The 20,105-nt window shown below is 65.5% G+C and carries 25 protein-coding genes and 1 tRNA gene; 24 read left to right on the forward strand and 2 right to left on the reverse strand.

The annotated features are described in order from the left end of the window. Positions 1 to 10 precede the first annotated feature (10 nt). The 16 genes from murA to tatC all read left to right on the forward strand — a co-directional run bounded on the left by murA (position 11) and on the right by tatC (position 11,660). Positions 11 to 1,360: a UDP-N-acetylglucosamine 1-carboxyvinyltransferase gene (murA, locus tag DIE16_RS29155; RefSeq protein WP_124487855.1), complete on the forward strand. Its 1,350-nt coding sequence runs from the start codon at positions 11 to 13 to the stop codon at positions 1,358 to 1,360. Then, the gene (gene hisG, locus DIE16_RS29160; protein WP_006751807.1) at positions 1,357 to 2,010 is read left to right on the forward strand and encodes an ATP phosphoribosyltransferase; all 654 of its coding nucleotides are present in this window, start codon (positions 1,357 to 1,359) and stop codon (positions 2,008 to 2,010) included. The genes murA and hisG overlap by 4 nt, the downstream gene beginning before the upstream one ends. A gap of 24 nt (positions 2,011 to 2,034) precedes the next feature. Continuing rightward, positions 2,035 to 3,351, forward strand: coding sequence for a histidinol dehydrogenase (gene hisD / locus DIE16_RS29165; RefSeq protein WP_044845958.1), 1,317 nt, complete (start codon positions 2,035 to 2,037; stop codon positions 3,349 to 3,351). Positions 3,352 to 3,473: 122 nt separating this feature from the next. Further along, positions 3,474 to 4,547 (forward strand): histidinol-phosphate transaminase, encoded by a 1,074-nt coding sequence (gene hisC, locus DIE16_RS29170; RefSeq protein WP_044845957.1) that lies wholly within the window; start codon positions 3,474 to 3,476, stop codon positions 4,545 to 4,547. 65 nt (positions 4,548 to 4,612) lie between these two features. Continuing rightward, on the forward strand, positions 4,613 to 5,200 hold the full coding sequence (gene hisB, locus DIE16_RS29175) for an imidazoleglycerol-phosphate dehydratase HisB (protein ID WP_006751804.1): 588 nt from the start codon (positions 4,613 to 4,615) through the stop codon (positions 5,198 to 5,200). 62 nt (positions 5,201 to 5,262) lie between these two features. Beyond that, on the forward strand, positions 5,263 to 5,883 hold the full coding sequence (locus tag DIE16_RS29180; RefSeq protein WP_044845956.1) for a YchE family NAAT transporter: 621 nt from the start codon (positions 5,263 to 5,265) through the stop codon (positions 5,881 to 5,883). Continuing rightward, positions 5,880 to 6,521: an imidazole glycerol phosphate synthase subunit HisH gene (gene hisH / locus DIE16_RS29185; protein ID WP_044845955.1), complete on the forward strand. Its 642-nt coding sequence runs from the start codon at positions 5,880 to 5,882 to the stop codon at positions 6,519 to 6,521. The genes DIE16_RS29180 and hisH overlap by 4 nt, the downstream gene beginning before the upstream one ends. Before the next feature lie 163 nt (positions 6,522 to 6,684). Continuing rightward, entirely contained in the window at positions 6,685 to 7,440 is a 756-nt protein-coding gene (gene hisA / locus DIE16_RS29190; RefSeq protein ID WP_034183653.1) for a 1-(5-phosphoribosyl)-5-[(5-phosphoribosylamino)methylideneamino]imidazole-4-carboxamide isomerase, read from the forward strand. A gap of 104 nt (positions 7,441 to 7,544) precedes the next feature. Then, complete coding sequence (hisF, locus tag DIE16_RS29195) at positions 7,545 to 8,318, forward strand: imidazole glycerol phosphate synthase subunit HisF (RefSeq protein WP_044845999.1); 774 nt, start codon at positions 7,545 to 7,547, stop codon at positions 8,316 to 8,318. After that, the gene (hisI, locus tag DIE16_RS29200; protein ID WP_124487858.1) at positions 8,318 to 8,734 is read left to right on the forward strand and encodes a phosphoribosyl-AMP cyclohydrolase; all 417 of its coding nucleotides are present in this window, start codon (positions 8,318 to 8,320) and stop codon (positions 8,732 to 8,734) included. The genes hisF and hisI overlap by 1 nt, the downstream gene beginning before the upstream one ends. Next, positions 8,731 to 9,096, forward strand: a complete 366-nt coding sequence (locus DIE16_RS29205; RefSeq protein WP_044845953.1) for a phosphoribosyl-ATP diphosphatase — start codon at positions 8,731 to 8,733, stop codon at positions 9,094 to 9,096. Before hisI ends, DIE16_RS29205 begins: the two co-directional genes overlap by 4 nt. A 71-nt stretch (positions 9,097 to 9,167) precedes the next feature. Next, a complete protein-coding gene (locus tag DIE16_RS29210) occupies positions 9,168 to 9,560 on the forward strand; it encodes a hypothetical protein (RefSeq protein ID WP_124893912.1) in 393 nt (130 codons plus the stop codon). 29 nt (positions 9,561 to 9,589) lie between these two features. After that, entirely contained in the window at positions 9,590 to 9,955 is a 366-nt protein-coding gene (locus DIE16_RS29215) for a histidine triad nucleotide-binding protein (RefSeq protein ID WP_044845951.1), read from the forward strand. Between the two features lie 93 nt (positions 9,956 to 10,048). Further along, positions 10,049 to 10,279: a Sec-independent protein translocase subunit TatA gene (tatA, locus tag DIE16_RS29220; RefSeq protein WP_044845950.1), complete on the forward strand. Its 231-nt coding sequence runs from the start codon at positions 10,049 to 10,051 to the stop codon at positions 10,277 to 10,279. Between the two features lie 26 nt (positions 10,280 to 10,305). Next, positions 10,306 to 10,836 (forward strand): Sec-independent protein translocase protein TatB, encoded by a 531-nt coding sequence (gene tatB, locus DIE16_RS29225; protein WP_124487860.1) that lies wholly within the window; start codon positions 10,306 to 10,308, stop codon positions 10,834 to 10,836. 41 nt (positions 10,837 to 10,877) lie between these two features. After that, positions 10,878 to 11,660: a twin-arginine translocase subunit TatC gene (gene tatC / locus DIE16_RS29230; RefSeq protein ID WP_044845948.1), complete on the forward strand. Its 783-nt coding sequence runs from the start codon at positions 10,878 to 10,880 to the stop codon at positions 11,658 to 11,660. Between the two features lie 242 nt (positions 11,661 to 11,902). Here tatC and DIE16_RS29235 read toward each other — a convergent pair whose 3' ends face one another. Continuing rightward, positions 11,903 to 13,108 (reverse strand): Do family serine endopeptidase, encoded by a 1,206-nt coding sequence (locus DIE16_RS29235; RefSeq protein ID WP_044845947.1) that lies wholly within the window; start codon positions 13,106 to 13,108, stop codon positions 11,903 to 11,905. 21 nt (positions 13,109 to 13,129) lie between these two features. On the opposite strand from DIE16_RS29235, the gene DIE16_RS29240 reads away from it, so the two are divergent. From DIE16_RS29240 to DIE16_RS29275, 8 genes are all read left to right on the forward strand, one after another. Further along, the gene (locus tag DIE16_RS29240; protein ID WP_124487861.1) at positions 13,130 to 13,876 is read left to right on the forward strand and encodes a Nif3-like dinuclear metal center hexameric protein; all 747 of its coding nucleotides are present in this window, start codon (positions 13,130 to 13,132) and stop codon (positions 13,874 to 13,876) included. Positions 13,877 to 14,094: 218 nt separating this feature from the next. Beyond that, complete coding sequence (petA, locus tag DIE16_RS29245; RefSeq protein ID WP_124487917.1) at positions 14,095 to 14,715, forward strand: ubiquinol-cytochrome c reductase iron-sulfur subunit; 621 nt, start codon at positions 14,095 to 14,097, stop codon at positions 14,713 to 14,715. Beyond that, positions 14,712 to 16,094: a cytochrome bc complex cytochrome b subunit gene (locus DIE16_RS29250; protein ID WP_124487862.1), complete on the forward strand. Its 1,383-nt coding sequence runs from the start codon at positions 14,712 to 14,714 to the stop codon at positions 16,092 to 16,094. The genes petA and DIE16_RS29250 overlap by 4 nt, the downstream gene beginning before the upstream one ends. 21 nt (positions 16,095 to 16,115) lie before the next feature. Beyond that, positions 16,116 to 16,874, forward strand: coding sequence for a cytochrome c1 (locus tag DIE16_RS29255; RefSeq protein WP_124487863.1), 759 nt, complete (start codon positions 16,116 to 16,118; stop codon positions 16,872 to 16,874). Positions 16,875 to 16,968: 94 nt separating this feature from the next. Beyond that, complete coding sequence (locus DIE16_RS29260; protein ID WP_006400565.1) at positions 16,969 to 17,580, forward strand: glutathione S-transferase N-terminal domain-containing protein; 612 nt, start codon at positions 16,969 to 16,971, stop codon at positions 17,578 to 17,580. A gap of 71 nt (positions 17,581 to 17,651) precedes the next feature. Next, entirely contained in the window at positions 17,652 to 18,173 is a 522-nt protein-coding gene (locus DIE16_RS29265; RefSeq protein ID WP_044845942.1) for a ClpXP protease specificity-enhancing factor, read from the forward strand. Positions 18,174 to 18,192: 19 nt separating this feature from the next. Beyond that, a tRNA-Thr gene (locus DIE16_RS29270) sits at positions 18,193 to 18,268 on the forward strand. A 460-nt stretch (positions 18,269 to 18,728) separates the two neighbouring features. Next, a complete protein-coding gene (locus tag DIE16_RS29275; protein ID WP_044845939.1) occupies positions 18,729 to 18,932 on the forward strand; it encodes a hypothetical protein in 204 nt (67 codons plus the stop codon). A gap of 79 nt (positions 18,933 to 19,011) precedes the next feature. Here the strand turns inward: DIE16_RS29275 and DIE16_RS29280 are convergent, their stop codons facing one another. After that, positions 19,012 to 19,812 (reverse strand): cystine ABC transporter substrate-binding protein, encoded by an 801-nt coding sequence (locus DIE16_RS29280; protein WP_124893913.1) that lies wholly within the window; start codon positions 19,810 to 19,812, stop codon positions 19,012 to 19,014. Positions 19,813 to 20,105 lie beyond the last annotated feature (293 nt).

Below are 20,105 nucleotides of genomic sequence, written 5' to 3' on the forward strand. Positions count from 1 at the left end.
GAACCACTGAGTGCAAGTCACCGTCAACGAGCGCGACGCCGTCCAGAGCGTCGCCACGGCACACCCGGCCGCCAACGGGGAATCGCAGGGACATGGGATGGACAAGCTGGTGATCGAAGGCGGTCGCCGGTTGTCGGGCGAGATCGTCGTGTCGGGCGCGAAGAACGCCGCACTGCCGATCCTGTGCGCGGGGCTGCTCAGCGCCGAGCCGGTCGAACTCGACAACGTGCCGAACCTGAAGGACGTGCGCACCACGCTGAAGGTGCTGAACCAGATGGGCGTGAAGAGCGAAACGGACGGCTGCCGCGTGCAGCTCGACGCATCGCGCGTCGACAACCTCGTCGCGCCGTACGAGCTCGTCAAGACGATGCGCGCGTCGATCCTCGTGCTCGGGCCGCTGCTCGCGCGCTTCGGCGAGGCCAAGGTGTCGCTGCCGGGCGGCTGCGCGATCGGCGCGCGGCCGGTCGACCAGCACATCAAGGGCCTGCAGGCGATGGGCGCCGAGATCAGCATCGAGCACGGCTTCATCGAGGCACGCGCGAAGCGCCTGAAGGGAGCGCGCATCGTGACCGACATGATCACGGTGACGGGGACGGAAAACCTGCTGATGGCCGCGACGCTGGCCGACGGCGAGACGGTGATCGAGAACGCGGCACGCGAGCCGGAAGTGAGCGATCTCGCACACTTGCTGGTCGCGATGGGCGCGAAAATCGACGGCATCGGCACCGACCGCCTCGTGATCCAGGGCGTCGAGCGGCTGCACGGCGCACGCCATTCGGTGATTCCCGACCGCATCGAGGCCGGCACGTTCCTGTGCGCGGTCGCGGCGGCGGGCGGCGACGTGATGCTGACGGGCGTGCGCCCGCACATCCTCGACGCGGTGATCGACAAGCTGCGCGAGGCCGGCGTGTCGATCGAGGAAGGCGACAGCTGGTTGCGCGTGAAGATGGACCGCCGCCCGCAGGCGGTGACGATCCGCACGTCGGAATACCCGGCGTTCCCGACCGACATGCAGGCGCAGTTCATGGCCCTCAATTCGGTCGCGACGGGCACCGCGCAGGTCGTCGAGACCATCTTCGAGAACCGCTTCATGCACGTGCAGGAGCTGAACCGGCTCGGCGCGAACATCACGATCGACGGCAACACGGCGCTCGTGACGGGCGTCGACAAGCTGTCCGGCGCGAACGTGATGGCGACCGACCTGCGCGCGTCGGCGAGCCTCGTGATCGCCGGGCTGCGCGCCGAAGGCGAAACGCTCGTCGACCGCATCTATCACCTGGACCGCGGCTACGACCGCATGGAAACCAAACTGACCGCCGTCGGCGCGAACGTGCGCCGCCTCTCCGGGAGCCAAGCATGACCGCGCCGCTGACCCTCGCCCTGTCGAAGGGCCGGATTTTCGAGGAAACCCTGCCGCTGCTGGCGGCCGCCGGCGTGCAGGTGGCCGAGGATCCGGAAACGTCGCGCAAGCTGATCCTGCCGACGACCGATCCGAACCTGCGCGTGATCATCGTGCGCGCGAGCGACGTGCCGACCTATGTCGAATACGGCGCGGCCGACTTCGGCGTGGCCGGCAAGGACGTGCTGGTCGAGCACGGCGGCTCGGGCCTCTACCAGCCGATCGATCTGAACATTGCACGCTGCCGGATGTCGGTGGCCGTGCCGGCCGGTTTCGACTACGCGAACGCGGTGCGCCAGGGCGCGCGCCTGCGGGTCGCGACCAAGTACGTCGAAACGGCACGCGAACACTTCGCCGCGAAGGGCGTGCACGTCGACCTGATCAAGCTGTACGGCTCGATGGAGCTGGCGCCGCTCGTCGGGCTGGCCGACGCGATCGTCGACCTCGTCAGCTCGGGCGGCACGCTGAAGGCGAACAATCTGGTCGAGGTCGAGGAGATCATGGCGATCTCGTCGCGCCTCGTCGTGAACCAGGCTGCGCTGAAGTTGAAGCGCGCGGCGCTCAAGCCGATTCTCGACGCGTTCGAACGCGCGTCGCAGAATGGCAATTGAGCGCATCACCGTAACGGAACTTCCATGGCCATCACCATCCGCAAACTCGATTCGACCAGCGACGGCTTCGACGCCGCGCTGCGTGCGGTGCTCGCGTTCGAGGCGAGCGAGGACGAAGCGATCGAGCAGTCGGTCGCGCAGATTCTCGCCGACGTGAAGTCGCGCGGCGACGCCGCGGTGCTCGAGTACACGAACCGCTTCGACCGGCTGGACGCCAGCAGCGTCGCCGCGCTCGAATTGCCGCAGGACGCGCTGCAGACGGCGCTCGACGGCCTCGCGCCGAAGGCGCGCGCGGCGCTGGAAGCCGCCGCCGCACGCGTGCGGGCGTATCACGAGAAACAGAAGATCGAGTGCGGCACCCATAGCTGGCAGTACACGGAAAGCGACGGCACGGTGCTCGGCCAGAAGGTCACGCCGCTCGACCGCGTCGGCCTGTACGTGCCGGGCGGCAAGGCCGCCTATCCGTCGTCGGTGCTGATGAACGCGATTCCCGCGCGGGTCGCGGGCGTCGGCGAGATCGTGATGGTCGTGCCGACCCCGGACGGCGTGAAGAACGACCTCGTGCTCGCCGCGGCGCTGCTCGGCGGCGTCGATCGCGTGTTCACGATCGGTGGCGCGCAGGCGGTCGGCGCGCTCGCGTACGGCACGGCCACGGTGCCGGCGGTCGACAAGATCTGCGGGCCGGGCAATGCGTACGTCGCGTCGGCCAAGCGCCGCGTGTTCGGCACGGTCGGCATCGACATGATCGCAGGACCATCGGAAATCCTCGTGCTGTGCGACGGCACGACCGATCCGAGCTGGGTCGCGATGGACCTGTTCTCGCAGGCCGAACACGACGAACTCGCGCAGTCGATCCTGCTGTGCCCGGACGCCGCGTTCCTCGAGCGCGTCGAGAAGGCGATCGACGAGCTGCTGCCGACGATGCCGCGCCAGGACGTGATCCGCGCGTCGCTCGAAGGCCGCGGCGCGCTGATCAAGGTGCGCGACATGGCCGAAGCGTGCCGGATCGCGAACGACATCGCGCCCGAGCACCTCGAGATTTCCGCGCTGGAGCCGCAGCAATGGGGCCAGCAGATCCGCCACGCCGGCGCGATCTTCCTCGGCCGCTACACGAGCGAAAGCCTCGGCGACTACTGCGCCGGCCCAAACCACGTGCTGCCGACCTCGCGCACCGCGCGCTTCTCGTCGCCGCTCGGCGTGTACGACTTCATCAAGCGCTCGAGCCTGATCGAAGTCAGCGCCGAAGGTGCGCAGACGCTGGGCGAGATTGCTTCCGAACTCGCATACGGCGAAGGGCTGCAGGCGCACGCGCGCAGCGCCGAACTCCGGATGAAGGGGTGACCCGCGCGCCGGAGCCGATGCCGACGCATCGACTCCGGACGACGAGGAGACCAAGCGCAGGGCGGCAGCCGCCGCCTTGCCGACCAATTTGACGCCGGCGCGACGCACGCCGGCTTGAGACCATGACGACGCCACAAGACATCATCCGCCGCGACGTGCTCGCAATGACGAGCTACCCGGTGCCCGACGCGAGCGGGTTCGTGAAGCTGGATGCGATGGAGAACCCGTATTCGCTGCCGGCGCCGCTCGCGGCGGCGCTCGGCGAGCGCCTCGCGCAGGTCGCGCTGAACCGCTACCCGGCGCCGCGCCCGGGCGCGCTGCTCGACAAGCTGCGCCGTGCGATGGGCGTGCCGGCCGCGTGCGACGTGCTGCTCGGCAACGGTTCGGACGAAATCATCAGCATGATGTCGGTGGCCTGCGCGAAGCCGGGCGCGAAGGTGCTCGCGCCGGTGCCGGGCTTCGTGATGTACGAACTGTCCGCGAAGTTCGCGCAGCTCGAATTCGTCGGCGTGCCGCTCAAGGCCGATCTGACGCTCGACGCCGACGCGATGATCGCGGCGATCGCCGAGCACCGGCCCGCGATCGTCTATCTCGCGTACCCGAACAACCCGACCGGCACGCTGTACGACGAAGCCGACGTCGAGCGGATCATCGCGGCCGCGCGGCACAGCCTGATCGTGATCGACGAGGCGTACCAGCCGTTCGCGGAGCGCTCGTGGCTGCCGCGTGCCGCCGAGTTCGACAACGTCGTCGTGATGCGCACGGTCTCGAAGCTCGGCCTCGCGGGAATCCGCCTCGGCTATCTCGCCGGGCTGCCGACGTGGCTGACCGAGTTCGACAAGGTGCGCCCGCCGTACAACATCAACGTGCTGACCCAGGCGACCGCCGATTTCCTGCTCGACCACCTCGACGTGCTCGACGCGCAGGCGGCCGAACTGCGTGCGGAACGCACGCGCCTCGCGCAGGCCGTGGCCGCGCTGCCGGGCGCGACGGTGTTTCCGAGCGCCGGCAATTTCCTGCTGGTGCGCGTGCCGGACGCGGCGGCCGTGTTCGATGCGTTGCTCACCGAGCGGGTGCTGGTCAAAAACGTGAGTAAAATGCATCCGTTGCTGGCCGAATGCGTGCGGCTGACCGTCGGTTCTCCCGACGAAAACGCGCGCCTGCTGGCTGCCTTGAAACTCGCGCTGCCCGGTTGACCCCAGGGCGCGGCGGCGCGCGACGATCAATCCCCATTTACATCAGACTCAATCAAGGAATTGCCATGCGTGTGGCGGAAGTCGTTCGCAATACCAGCGAAACGCAGATCCGTGTGAAGCTCGATCTCGACGGTACGGGCCGGCAGAAGCTGGCCACCGGCGTGCCGTTTCTCGACCATATGCTCGATCAGATCGCGCGACATGGTCTGATCGATCTCGAGGTCGAAGCGCATGGCGATACGCATATCGACGACCACCATACGGTCGAGGACGTCGGCATCACGCTCGGTCAGGCCGTCGCGAAGGCGATCGGCGACAAGAAGGGCATCCGCCGCTACGGCCATTCGTACGTGCCGCTCGACGAGGCGCTGTCGCGCGTCGTGATCGACTTCTCGGGCCGGCCGGGTCTCGAATTCCACGTGCCGTTCACGCGCGCGCGGATCGGCACGTTCGACGTCGACCTGTCGATCGAATTCTTCCGCGGGTTCGTGAACCACGCGGGCGTCACGCTGCACATCGACAACCTGCGCGGGATCAACGCGCACCACCAGCTCGAAACGGTGTTCAAGGCCTTCGGCCGGGCGCTGCGTGCGGCGGTGGAGCTCGACGAGCGCGCGGCGGGGCAGATTCCGTCGACGAAGGGCAGCCTCTAACTTTCGAACGGACAGGACGCCACGGACAACCTCACGGCTTCGGCGCGGCGCGCCGGCTTGCGATGGATCTGCTCAAATCGTTCATTTCCCTGCTCGCGCTGATCAATCCGGTCGGCGCGGTGCCGTTCTTCCTGAGCCTGACGGCGCAGCAGACGGACGACGAGCGGCGCCGCACGATCCGGATCGCGTCGGTGTCGGTGTTCTGCGTGATGACGGTGACGACGCTGCTCGGGCAGCAGATCATCGACTTCTTCGGCATATCGGTCGGCTCGCTCGAAGTGGGCGGCGGGATCATCATGCTGCTGATGGCGATCAGCATGCTGAACGCTCAGGCCGGCAACACCCGCTCGACGCCGGAGGAGCGCCATGAAGCCGAGCAGAAGGACAACATCGCGGTCGTGCCGCTGGCGATTCCGCTGCTCACGGGCCCCGGCTCGATCAGCACGGTGATCATCTATGCGGCGAACTCGCATCACTGGTATGAGCGAGCCGGGCTCGTCGCGATCGGCGCGGCGCTGGCTCTGCTGTGTTTCTTCGCGATGCGGCTTGCCGAGCCGATCGCGAACTGGATCGGCCGCACCGGCATCAACATCGCCACGCGGCTGATGGGTTTGATGCTGTCGGCGCTGGCGGTGGAATTCATCGTCAATGGACTGAGGGCGCTACTGCCTGCACTGAGATGAAAACTTCGATTGCGATTGTGGATTATGGGATGGGCAACCTGCGCTCGGTCGCGCAGGCGCTCAAGAAGGCCGAACCGGCCGCCGACGTGGCGATCGTCGACACGCCGGCCGCGATTCGCGCGGCCGACCGCGTCGTGCTGCCCGGCCAGGGCGCGATGCCCGACTGCATGCGCTGCCTCGGCGAATCGGGGCTGCAGGAAGCGGTGATCGAGGCGTCGCGCACGAAGCCGCTGCTCGGCGTGTGCGTCGGCGAGCAGATGCTGTTCGACTGGAGCGCGGAAGGCGACACGAAGGGCCTGGGGCTGCTGCCCGGCAAGGTCGTGCGCTTCGAGCTCGACGGCCGGCTGCAGGACGACGGCTCGCGCTTCAAGGTGCCGCAGATGGGCTGGAACCGCGTGCGCCAGTCGCAGCCGCACCCGCTGTGGGACGGCGTGCCCGACGACGCGTATTTCTACTTCGTTCACAGCTATTACGTGAGCCCGGACAACCCGGCGCACACGGTCGGCGAAACGGCCTACGGCGCGCCGTTTACGTCAGCGGTCGCGCGGGACAATCTCTTCGCGACCCAATTCCACCCCGAGAAAAGCGCGGAAGTCGGGTTGCGTCTGTATCGCAACTTCGTACACTGGAAGCCGTGAACGTGGTGCGCGAGCCACAGTTGACAGGGCTCAAACGCCTGTCGTGCGGGGCTCGCACGCTTAAGCACCGAAAGAGTTGTACTAAACTAGCGAGACGGCGCGGCACCGGTTTGGCCGGTGCGCGCCGGATTCTTTTCATTTTCCACGACGACACCCGATTGCTATGTTGCTGATTCCGGCCATCGATCTCAAAGACGGTCAGTGTGTGCGCCTCAAACAGGGCGATATGGACCAGGCCACGATTTTCTCCGAGGACCCGGCGGCGATGGCCCGCAAGTGGGTCGATCTCGGCGCCCGGCGGCTGCATCTGGTCGACCTGAACGGCGCATTCGCCGGCAAGCCGAAGAATCTCGAGGCGATCGAAGCGATCCTCGACGAAGTCGGCGACGAAATCCCCGTTCAGCTCGGCGGCGGCATCCGCAGCCTCGAGACGATCGAGAAGTATCTCGACGCGGGCCTGTCCTACGTGATCATCGGCACCGCGGCCGTGAAGGATCCGGGCTTCCTGCAGGACGCGTGCACCGCGTTCGCGGGCAACATCATCGTCGGCCTGGACGCGAAGGACGGCAAGGTCGCGACCGACGGCTGGAGCAAGCTGACGGGCCACGAGGTGATCGATCTCGCGCAGAAGTTCGAGGACTACGGCGTCGAGTCGATCGTCTACACGGACATCGGCCGCGACGGGATGCTGCAGGGCATCAACATCGAGGCGACCGTGAAGCTCGCGCAGGCGGTCGGCATTCCGGTGATCGCCAGCGGCGGCCTGTCGAATCTCACGGACATCGAGAACCTGTGCGAAGTGGAAGAGCACGGCGTCGAAGGCGTGATCTGCGGCCGTGCGATCTACTCCGGCGATCTCGATTTCGCGGCCGCGCAAAAGCGCGCGGACGAACTGAACGGCGAACTCGACAACGCGTAACCGCGGTGTCCCGTTCGCCGGGGCTGCCCGCAGGCGGCCCCGACCGGAAGCCTCGCGCGAGGCTTCCGCAACCGGCCGTTCCACCGCGGCCTATGGCGTACATCATGGCTCTAGCTAAACGCATCATCCCCTGCCTGGACGTGACTGCCGGGCGTGTCGTCAAGGGCGTCAACTTCGTCGAGCTGCGCGATGCCGGCGACCCCGTCGAAATCGCCCGCCGCTACGACGACCAGGGCGCCGACGAACTGACGTTCCTCGACATCACCGCGACCTCCGACCAGCGCGACCTGATCCTGCCGATCATCGAAGCCGTTGCGTCGCAGGTGTTCATTCCGCTGACCGTCGGCGGCGGCGTGCGCGCCGTCGAGGACGTGCGGCGCCTGTTGAACGCCGGCGCGGACAAGGTCAGCATGAATTCGTCGGCGGTCGCGAACCCGCAGCTCGTGCGCGACGCGGCCGACAAGTACGGCTCGCAGTGCATCGTCGTCGCGATCGACGCGAAGCGCGTGTCGGCCGACGGCGAGGCGCCGCGCTGGGAAGTCTTCACGCACGGCGGCCGCAAGGGCACTGGCCTGGATGCGATCGAATGGGCGCGCAAGATGGCCGAACTCGGCGCGGGCGAGATCCTGCTCACGAGCATGGACCGCGACGGCACGAAGTCGGGCTTCGACCTCGCGCTCACGCGCGGCGTGTCGGACGCGGTGCCGGTGCCGGTGATCGCATCGGGCGGTGTCGGCTGCCTGCAGGATCTCGCGGATGGCATCAAGGACGGCCGCGCGGACGCGGTGCTGGCCGCCAGCATCTTCCACTACGGCGAGCACACGGTCGGCGAGGCGAAGCGCTTCATGGCCGAGCAGGGCATCGCGGTGAGGCTGTGATGAATACGCAAACGAAATCCTTGCCCGCGTGGCTCGACAAGGTCCGCTGGGACGACAACGGCCTCGTGCCGGTGATCGCGCAGGAAGCGTCGACGAACGACGTGCTGATGTTCGCGTGGATGAACCGCGAGGCACTGGCGAAGACGATCGAGACGCAGCGCGCGGTCTACTATTCGCGCTCGCGCAAGCGCCTGTGGTTCAAGGGCGAGGAGTCGGGCCACGTGCAGCACGTGCACGAGGTGCGGCTCGATTGCGACGAGGACGTCGTGCTGCTGAAGGTCGAGCAGGTGTCGGGCATCGCCTGCCACACCGGCCGGCATTCGTGCTTCTTCCAGAAATTCGAAGGTACGGTGGACAGCGGCGACTGGGTCGCGGTCGATCCGGTGCTGAAAGACCCCGAACACATCTACAAATGACGCAATCGACCGAAGACACGCTGCTGCGCCTCGCGGCCGTGATCGATAGCCGCAAGGGCGGCGACCCCGAACAATCGTACGTATCGCGCCTGTTCCACAAGGGCGACGACGCGGTGCTGAAGAAGATCGGCGAAGAGGCGACCGAAGTCGTGCTGGCCGCGAAGGACGTGCGCCAGGGCGGCGCGCCGACGGCGCTGGTCGGCGAGGTGGCCGATTTGTGGTTCCACTGCCTCGTGATGCTGTCGCATTTCGACCTGAGCCCGGCCGACGTGATCGCCGAACTCGAGCGCCGCGAAGGGTTGTCGGGCATCGAGGAAAAGGCGCTGCGCAAGCGCCGCGAGCGCGAGGAAAACGGCGGTTGACGGCTCGCGGCCTGCCGCGCCGGCGACAGTGCGGTAAGCTGTAAGAATTGTCATCCAACGGGGGTAGCATCATGACCGATACGCCGAGCCAGCTTCCGACGCCGTCGGTGCCGGATGCAGCGGACGCCGAGCGGCTGAACGGTTTGCGCACGTTGACGCACGTGCTGTACGGCCTCTACGCGATTCATTGGCTGACGGGCGGCGTCACCGGCCTCATCGCGATCATCATCAACTACGTGAAGCGCGGCGACGTGGCCGGCACGCCGTACGCCGACCATTTCGAGTGGCAGATCCGCACGTTCTGGCGCGCGCTGATCGCTTACGTGATCGGCTTCGCGCTGATGTTCGTGGGCGTGGGATTCGTCATCATGTTTGTCACGTGGATTTGGACGCTGTACCGTATCATCAAAGGTTGGCTGTACCTGAACGACAACAAGACGCTCGATTCGCAGGCCTGGTTCTGACCGGCGCGCGGGCGTTTCGCAGGAGCAACATGAGTCACGATCCGAATTGCCTGTTCTGCAAGATCGCGGCGGGCGAGATCCCGAGCACGAAGGTGCACGAGGACGACGAATTCGTCGCGTTCCGCGACATCCGCCCCGCGGCCGAGACGCATGTGCTCGTGATTCCGCGCCGGCACGTGCCGACGCTGTCGGCGGCGAGCGAGGCCGACGCGCCGATGCTCGGCCGGCTGATGCTGCTGGTCGCGCGTCTGGCCGACCAGCTCGGCGTCGCGTACACGGGTGGCGAAACCGGTTTTCGCACGGTGATCAACACGGGCCCCGGCGGCGGGCAGGAGGTTTACCACCTGCACGCGCACATTCTGGCCGGCCCGCGCCCGTGGCTGCGGATGGGTTGACGTCGCGGGGCGTTTCCCCGCATCGATAGTCGAAGCCGGCGTGCCGCCGGCGATTTGCGCCGCGACGCGGCGTGGTTGAGGAGAGGTTTCATCATGGGTGGATTGAGCATTTGGCACTGGCTGATCGTGCTGCTGATCGTCGCGCTGGTTTTCGGTACGAAGAAGTTGCGCAACATCGGCAACGACCTCGGCAGCGCCGTGAAGGGTTTCAAGGACGGCATGAAGGACGGCGAGACGCCGGCGGACGCGCAGCAGCTGCCGCGCAACGGCTCGGTCGACGTCAACGCGAAGGAAACGACGCGTTCTGACTCGAACAAGGCGTAACGCCGGCACGCTGACAGGCATTCGCGATGCTGGATCTCGGTCTTTCGAAGATGGCGCTGATCGGCGTCGTCGCGCTCGTGGTGCTCGGCCCCGAGCGTCTGCCGCGCGTCGCGCGTACGGCCGGCGCACTGTTCGGCCGCGCGCAGCGGTACATCAACGACGTGAAGGCCGAGGTCTCGCGCGAAATCGAACTCGACGCGTTGCGGACGATGAAGACCGATTTCGAGACGGCCGCGCGCAATGTCGAGACGACGATTCACGACAACCTGCGCGAGCACGAGAAGGAACTGAACGACACGTGGAACTCCGCGGTCGGCGGCCTTAACGAAGGCTCGGTCGATGCCGGTACGTACGGCTCCGACACGCCCGCGGCGCCGTCGTGGCACGGCAGCACGGCCGCGCTCGCGCCGAAGCGTCGCAACTGGCGTGTGAAACAGGCGGCGACGCCTGTCTGGTACAAGCGCGCGACGACCCGCCGCACGCACGTGCAGTCGGGCGCCGCGCGTGTCGCGCGCCACCAGCCGGCCAGCCTGCGCCGGCCGACGCGCTTCTTCTGAGCCGAGCGCATGCTCGCTCGTCAATCCTACCGAGGGCCGGTGTGAGCGACCCCCAGCAGAACCCGGGCGACGCCCCGGAAGAAACCTTCATTTCCCATCTCGTCGAGCTTCGCGACCGCATCATTCGCGCGGGGCTGGCCGTGATCGTCGTGTTCCTCGGGCTCGTGTACTGGGCGCCCGACATCTTCCGGCTGCTCGCGCGGCCGCTGATGGAAAACCTGCCGAAGGGCGGCAGGATGATCGTGACCGACGTCACCGGCTCGTTCTTCGTGCCGATGAAGGTCACGATGCTCGTCGCGCTCGTGATCGCGCTGCCGATCGTGCTGTACCAGATCTGGGCGTTCGTCGCGCCGGGGCTGTACCAGCACGAGAAGAAGCTCGTCGCGCCGCTCGTCGGCAGCAGCTATGTCCTGTTCCTGTGCGGGATGGCGTTCGCGTACTTCCTCGTGTTCCCGACGATCTTCCGCGTGATGGCGCACTACAACGCGCCGCTCGGCGCGGAGATGTCGACCGATATCGATAACTACCTGAGCTTCGTGCTCGGGATGTTCATCGCGTTCGGCGTCACGTTCGAGGTGCCGATCGTCGTCGTGCTGCTCGTCCGGATGGGCGTGCTGACGTTGAAGAAGCTGAAGGAGATGCGGCCGTACGTGATCGTCGGCGCGTTCGTCGTCGCGGCGGTCGTCACGCCGCCGGACGTGTTCTCGCAGCTGATGCTCGCGTTGCCGCTCGTCGTGCTGTTCGAGATCGGGCTGCTGGCCGCGCGATTCTTCGTGCCGAAGCCGACGGAAGAACCCGAGGCGGAGAACGGCGCCGCAAGTTGATGCGGGACCGGTGCGCGGCGGCCGGCATGATCGCGGTCGTCGATACGGCCCCTCGACAGCGTTGAAGCCGGGCGCGCCGACCAGATGGCGCAGATCGCGAGGGCGCCCGCAGCTTCTTCACCGTGAAGAAGGCATGCCGGAGCAACGCCGCCGGACCAAAGCAACAGGGCAGCCGATCAGGCTGCCCTTTTTTGTTTCCGTCCTTGGCCGGCAAGCGGCGCCGGTACGCCGCCCGCCGGAGGTCATTCGCTGTCGCTGTCCTGTTCGTCGAGCGCCTGCTTCGGCGGCGGCGGGCGCTTGCCGATCACGACCTTCACGTCGAACTCCTTGCCCTTGCGCACGACATGCACCTTGGTCGGCGTGCCCGGCTTGATCTGCGCGACGGTGTTCAGCAGCTTCGTCGTGTCGGTGATGTCGTCGCCGTTCACGCTCACGAGGATGTCGCCCGGCTTGATGCCGGCCTTGTCGGCCGGCCCGCCCTGCAGCACGCCCGCGACGATCGCGCCCGACTTCTGCTGGAGCCCGAACGATTCGGCGATTTCCGGCGTGACGTCCTGCGGCTCGACGCCGATCCAGCCGCGCGTGACCGAGCCCGTCGTGATGATGCTTTCGAGCACGGTGCGCGCGGTCGACACGGGAATCGCGAAGCCGATGCCGAGCGAGCCGCCCGAGCGCGAGTAGATCGCCGTGTTGATGCCGAGCAGGTTGCCGTTGACGTCGACCAGCGCGCCGCCCGAGTTGCCCGGGTTGATCGGCGCGTCGGTCTGGATGAAGTTCTCGAACGTGTTGATGCCGAGGTGATTGCGGCCGAGCGCGCTGATGATCCCCATCGTGACCGTCTGGCCTACGCCGAACGGGTTGCCGATCGCGAGCACGACGTCGCCGACCCGCGACTGGTCGGAACGGCCGAGCGTGATCGTCGGCAGGTTCGTCATGTTGATCTTCAGCACGGCGAGGTCGGTTTCCGGGTCGCTGCCGATCACCTTCGCGGTGCCCGTGCGGCCGTCGGCGAGCGCGACTTCGATCTGGTCGGCGCCGTCCACGACGTGCTGGTTCGTTAGAATGTAACCTTCAGGGCTCACGATAACGCCCGAGCCCAGGTTGGCGGCCGGTTCGTCGTGCTGCTTGCGCGCATTGCGGTCGCCGAAGAAGTAGCGGAACAGCGGATCCTTCGCGCGCGGATCGGGCGGCAGCGAGCCGTCCTTGCTGGAGAAGACGTTGACGACGGCGGGCATCGCCTTTTGCGCGGCCTCGGCGTACGACGTGGTCGCGGGGGCGCCGCCGATGCCCGGTGCGACTTCGCGCAGCGCGACGATCGGCGTGGCGAGCTGCTTGCCGAGCTGTCCTTGCCGTTGCAGCCATTGCGGCTTGAGCGTCACGACGATGAACATCAGCGCGAGCAGTACGGTCACCGCCTGCGCGAAGAACAGCCAGAAGCGTCTAAGCATCTGAAAGGATTAGAGGTTTATATGGATCGGATCGAACTTGAATTGTACTTGAACAATACCCTTGAAATCGCGCGCTTCAAGGACTATTGCCCGAACGGCCTCCAGGTCGAGGGGCGCCGCAAGATCGAGAAGATCGCCACCGGCGTGACGGCGTCGGTCGCGTTCCTCGAAGCCGCGCTCGAATGGGGCGCGGATGCGGTGCTCGTCCATCACGGCTATTTCTGGCGCAACGAGGCGCCGCAGATCACCGGCCGCAAGTACCAGCGGCTGAAGCTGCTGCTCGCGAACGATCTGAACCTGTTCGCATTCCACCTGCCGCTCGACGCGCACCCCGAGTTCGGCAACAACGCGCAGCTCGGCGAGAAGCTCGGGCTGCTCGGCGAGCAGCGTTTCGGCGATGGCGACCTCGGCTGGATGGCCACGCTGCCGATGCCCGTCTCGCTCGAGCACTTCGTCGCGAAGGTCGAGCGCACGCTCGGCCGCACGCCGCTCGTGCTCGGCGATCCGGAGATGCAGTTGCGCCGCATCGCATGGTGTACGGGCGCCGCGCAAAGCTATTTCGACGCGGCGATCGACGCGGGCGCCGACGTGTTCCTGACCGGCGAGGTGTCGGAATCCGTCACGCACGCGTCGGCCGAAAGCGGCGTCGCGTTCGTTGCGGCAGGGCACCACGCGACCGAGCGCTACGGAATCCAGGCGCTCGGCGCCCGCTTGTCCGAAGAATTCGATCTCGAACACCTTTTTATCGATATTCATAATCCCGTCTGAACGCCGGATTTGCGGCGGTGCATCGAAATTTCGCAATGTAGCGCATGCTTAAAAGCGAAATGATTTAATCGCTCCGATAGTGGGGGAAAACCCTTAACTATCAATTACTTCGAAGGGATTTTCGTCTCCGGGCCTTGTAAATGGCGACTCCATTCGCGCAAACTAGCGGCGGAATGAAAAGTCGTGACGGAAAATCCAACTCAGAAGTGGGGCGTGTGATGCGAGACAAGGAAGAGAAACGCGTCGACAGCGGCCGCCGTACCTGGCTGATTGCGACATCCGTAGCAGGTGGCGTGGGAGGCGTAGCCACCGTCATACCTTTCGCGGCGTCGCTTGCGCCGTCCGCGAAAGCGAAAGCGGCCGGAGCCCCGGTCGAGGTCGACATCAGCGGCCTGAAGCCCGGCGAGATGGTCACGGTGCCGTGGCGCGGCAAACCCGTCTGGATCCTGAATCGCACCGATTCGATGCTGGCCGACGTCGTCAAGGCCGACAAGGAAGTGGCCGATCCGACCTCGAAATCCCCGTATTCGATGCCGTTGCCCGCGTATTGCGCGAACGAATATCGCTCGCGGGCCGATCGCAAGAACATTCTCGTCGTGATGGCCGTGTGTACGCACCTCGGCTGCACGCCTAGCCAACGCTTCACGCCGGGTCCGCAGCCGAACCTGCCGGACGACTGGCCGGGCGGCTTCCTGTGCCCGTGCCACGGTTCGACCTACGACCTCGCCGGCCGCGTGTTCAAGAACAAGCCGGCGCCCCAGAATCTCGACATCCCGCCCTACATGTTCACGTCGGCGACGACCCTCGTGATCGGCAAGGACGAGAAAGGAGAAGCGTGATGGCCGACAACAAGGAAGTCTCCACGACAGGTCTCACCGGCTGGGTCGACCAGCGCTTCCCGCTCACGTCCACCTGGAAGAAGCACGTTTCCGAGTACTACGCGCCGAAGAACTTCAACTTCTGGTACTTCTTCGGCTCACTCGCGCTGCTGGTGCTCGTCAACCAGATCGTCACGGGCATCTTCCTGACGATGAACTACAAGCCCGACTCGACGCTCGCGTTCGCATCGGTCGAGTACATCATGCGCGAGGTGCCGTGGGGCTGGCTGATCCGCTACATGCACTCGACCGGTGCGTCGATGTTCTTCGTCGTCGTGTACCTGCACATGTTCCGCGGGCTGATGTACGGGTCGTACCGCAAGCCGCGCGAACTCGTGTGGATCTTCGGCTGCGCGATCTTCCTGTGCCTGATGGCCGAGGCGTTCTTCGGCTACCTGCTGCCGTGGGGCCAGATGTCGTTCTGGGGCGCGCAGGTGATCGTGAACCTGTTCTCGGCGATTCCGTTCGTCGGTCCGGACCTGTCGTTGTGGATCCGCGGCGACTACGTGGTGTCCGACGTCACGCTGAACCGCTTCTTCGCGTTCCACGTGATCGCGATTCCGCTCGTGCTGGTCGGCCTCGTGATCGCGCACCTCGTCGCGCTCCACGAAGTGGGGTCGAACAACCCGGACGGCATCGAGATCAAGGCGAAGAAGGACGCGGACGGCATTCCGCTCGACGGCATCCCGTTCCACCCGTACTACTCGGTGCACGATTTCTTCGGCGTCTGCGTGTTCCTGATGGTGTTCGCGCTGATCGTGTTCTTCTCGCCGGAGATGGGCGGCTACTTCCTCGAGTCGAACAACTTCGTCCCGGCGAATCCGCTGCAGACGCCGCCGGAAATCGCGCCGGTGTGGTACTTCACCGCGTTCTACGCGATGCTGCGCGCGACCACCGACCCGTTCAAGATCGTGCTGATGATCGTGATCGCGCTGCTCGGCGTGCTCGCGCTGATCCGTGCGCGCGGCAAGTGGAAGGTCGGGCTGCCGGTGCTGGCCGCGGCGATCGTCGTATTCATGTTCCTGACGGAATCGAAGTTCTGGGGCGTCGTCGTGATGGGCTCGGCGGTGATCACGCTGTTCTTCCTGCCGTGGCTCGACCGCAGCCCGGTGAAGTCGATCCGCTACCGGCCGCTGTTCCACAAGGTGTTCCTCGGGATCTTCGTCGCGGCGTTCCTGATCCTCGCGTTCCTCGGCACGCGGCCGCCATCGCCGGTCTCGACGCTGATCGCGCAGGGTTGTGCGCTGATCTACTTCGCGTTCTTCCTCGGCATGCCCGTCTGGACGCCGCTTGGCACGTTCAAGCAGCCGCCGGAGCGGGTGCGCTTCAAGCCCCATTAACGAGAGCGAGGAGAGAACGACATGAAGAAACTGCTTTCGACGCTCGCGCTGATCGGGGCGACGGCCGTCGCGCTGCTGGCGGCGCCGGCCGTGCACGCGGAGGGTAATTTTCCGCTCGACCGGGCGCCCGATAACACGGAAAATCTCGTTTCGCTTCAGCACGGCGCGCAATTGTTTGTAAACTATTGCCTGAACTGCCACAGCGCGAACCTGATGCGCTACAACCGTCTGACGGATCTGGGCATATCCCAGAAGGAGATCGAAACGAATCTCCTGTTCACGACCGACAAGGTCGGGAACACGATGTCCGTCGCGATGCGGCCCGAAGACGCGAAGAACTGGCTCGGCACGACGCCGCCCGACCTGTCGGTCGAGGAGCGGGCGCGCGGTCGCGACTGGCTGTACACGTATCTGCGGAGTTTCTACCGCGACGATACGCGGCCGAGCGGCTGGAACAACGCGGTGTTCGAGAACGTCGGCATGCCCCATGTATTGTGGCAACTGCAGGGGCAGCGCACTGCCAAATTCGAAGACAAGACGGACGAGGAGACGGGCGAGAAGGTCCACACGCTCGTCGGCTTCCAGCAGGTCACGCCGGGGACGTTGTCGCCGCCGGACTATGATGCTGCGGTGGCCGACCTGGTGGCCTATATGACATGGATGTCCGAGCCGGCCCAGCAGACCCGCAAACGCCTCGGCGTGTGGGTGCTGGTCTTTCTCGGTGTCCTGACTTTCCTGGCCTGGCGGCTCAATGCCGCGTACTGGAAAGATATCAAGTAAACACGCCTGACCGGCGTGGGGCCGGCGCAAGGCGGAACCCGTGAAAGGGGTTGCGCCGCGTGCCGGCCCTCGGCTTTTTTGAGGAAACGCAAATATGATGGTTCTGTATTCCGGCACAACTTGCCCGTTCTCCCAGCGTTGCCGGCTGGTGCTGTTCGAGAAGGGGATGGATTTCGAGATCCGTGACGTCGACCTGTTCAACAAGCCGGAAGACATCTCGGTGATGAACCCGTACGGTCAGGTGCCGATTCTGGTCGAACGCGACCTGATCCTGTACGAATCGAACATCATCAACGAATACATCGACGAGCGCTTCCCGCACCCGCAACTGATGCCGGCCGACCCGGTGCAGCGCGCCCGTGCACGCCTGTTCCTGCTCAACTTCGAGAAGGAGCTGTTCGTTCACGTCAGCACGCTCGAGAACGAGAAGGGCAAGGCAGCGGAGAAGAACCACGAGAAGGCACGCCTCGCGATCCGCGATCGCCTGACGCAACTCGCGCCGATCTTCGTGAAGAACAAGTACATGCTCGGCGAGGAGTTCTCGATGCTCGACGTCGCGATCGCGCCGCTGCTGTGGCGTCTGGATCACTACGGCATCGAACTGTCGAAGAACGCCGCGCCGCTGATGAAGTATGCCGAGCGGATCTTCAGCCGTCCGGCCTATATCGAAGCACTGACGCCGTCCGAAAAGGTCATGCGTCGTTGATGATGCAATGAGGGCAAGACGGAGCGGGCGGCGCGGCGTGCCGCGTGCCCGCTCCGGGTTCGAGGATTGTGATGCAAGAGATTTCAACGAAGCCTTATCTGCTGCGCGCGCTGTACGAGTGGTGCACCGATAACGGTTACACGCCGCATATCGCGGTGAGGGTCGACAACTCGACGCGCGTGCCGCGTCAGTTCGTGCGTGACGGCGAGATCGTGCTCAACATCAGCTTCGAGGCGACGAGCCAGCTGCAGATGGGTAACGAGTGGATCGAGTTCACCGCCCGGTTCTCCGGGAAGGCGCACAAGATCGAGATTCCGGTGGCCAACGTGCTCGCGATCTACGCGCGCGAGAACGGCCAGGGGATGGCGTTCCAGGTCGATGCGGTGGCGGGCGAGGGCGCGGATTCGGGCGCGTTCGAGGACGATGCCGAGCAGGCCGATGAGGTGCGGCGCGACGAGTCGCCTGTCGTGCTGGCGCCGGTTGCCGATCAAGGTGCGAACGAAGAACCGTCCGAAGGCGCCGACGAACCGCCGAAAACCGACGGGGATGGCTCGAAAGGCGGCAGCAGACCTCGCCTCAAGATCGTGAAATGAGGTAGAATCTCGCGCTTACGCCGGCTTAGCTCATCTGGTAGAGCAGTTGATTTGTAATCATCAGGTGGCGGGTTCGAGTCCTGCAGCCGGCACCATATTGAACGAAGGGCCGGGAGATTGATTCTCCCGGCCCTTTGTTTTTTTGATATCCAAGGCGAAACACGCGACGCCGACCGCATGGCAAACCCGCTTCGGCATACGGCATCCAACTCGGTCACAAGCATCGCCCTCGAGGCTGAAGACGCCTACGCTCCCGCCCCGATCCGCACGACGTGCGCTGCGCTGGCAATCCGAGTGCGCATCGCACATCGTTGCGCCCCCCTTTCCCTGTCACGCCCGCGTCATGCTGCGCCCCTAACGTTGCACGTTCCCGTCGCGGCGCCACCGTCGCGATCCGGGCGTGCGTGACCCGCACGCGACGCCGTGCCCGCGTTGCGCAACGGTCAACCGGGATCTCGCTCCCGGCGGCGCATCGACTATGCCTCGCGTCATTCCATTCAAAAACACGATCGACGCCGTTCGAACCGGATCGCGGACGATCAGGAGACAAGGACCATGTTGAGTCCGCATGAATTCTCGATGCTGCTGCGCATAGCCCGCGCACCGGACAGCGTCGACCTGGCGAACCCCGCGTTCGCCGTGCTCGTCGAAAAGCGGCTCGTCGACGATACGCAGGTACGCGTGAATGAGGTGGCTGCGCGCCCGGCGCTGACGCCGATCGGCCAGATGCTGCTCGCGCGCTTCGACGAAGCGGCCTGAGCGAAGAGAGCGGGAGAGAAGAGGCGTCACGCCTTCGCCGCAGCGAGTGACGTGACGCAACGCGAGCGCGGCGAACCGCTTACTGCGCGAGCGGCACCGTCACGTCGCTGCCGAACCAGTGCATCGAGATCTTCTTCAACGTGCCTTCCTTGCGCAGTGACTCCAGCGCATCGTTGATCGCCTTCTCGAACTTCGGATTGCCCTTGCGGAACGGGATCGCCATCTCCTGCTTGCCGCCGTTCAGCACCGCGCCCGAGCGCAGCGGCAGGTTCGACGTCTTGATCATGTACGGCAGCATCAGGCGGTCGTCGAGCGTCGCCTCGATCCGGCCTGCCGCGAGATCACGCAGCTTTTCCGGTGCGCCAGGATACGTCTGCACCTCGATGCCCGGCACGCTGCGCGCCATCTGGTCGTAGTTGGTGCCGAGCGTCACGCCGAGCTTCTTGCCCTTGAAGTCCTCGAGCGACTTGAAGTTGCGCGTGTCGTCCTTGCGCTGGATCAGCTGCGCGGCCGAGTACGTGTACGGCTCGCTGAAGTCGAGCGCCTCCTTGCGCTGCGGCGTGATCGTGACCTGGTTGACGATCACGTCGAACTTGCCGGCCTGCAGCCCCGCGATGATCCCGCTCCATTCGGTCGGGACGAACTGCGTCTTCACGCCGAGCTTGCCGGCAACCGCATTCGCGACGTCGACGTCGAAGCCCTCGAGCTGACCCGACGTGCCGCGCGAGTTGAACGGCGGATACGTGCCTTCGAGGCCGACGCGCAGCACACCGGCTTTCTTCACCGAGTCGAGCAGGTCTTCGGCATGCGCGGCGACGGCCGTGAAACCGAGGGCCGACGCGAGCAGCAGGCCAGATAGCAGGAACTTCGAACGTTTCATCGTGGATCTCCAGTGTTCAGTGTGGTGATGGCGCACCGGGCATCGATCGTGCCCGGGCCGGGCCGAATGACGGGCACGTAGACACTACTCGCAACCGGGCGGCGCCGGAAGTCGAATTGGCCCTGATTGCAATCGATTTCAGCGGGCGGCGGGGTGGCAGCGCGGTGTGACGACGTGGCACGTGAGCGCTGGACGAGCGTTAGAAAGGTTTGCCGTGGACGTTCGGACCAACGATTGAAAATACTCTTTTAAATCAGGTCATTTTCCGAGTCGGCTAGTAATTTGTCTGTAAA

Source organism: Burkholderia sp. Bp9090 (assembly GCF_003857985.1).
Lineage (GTDB): Bacteria > Pseudomonadota > Gammaproteobacteria > Burkholderiales > Burkholderiaceae > Burkholderia.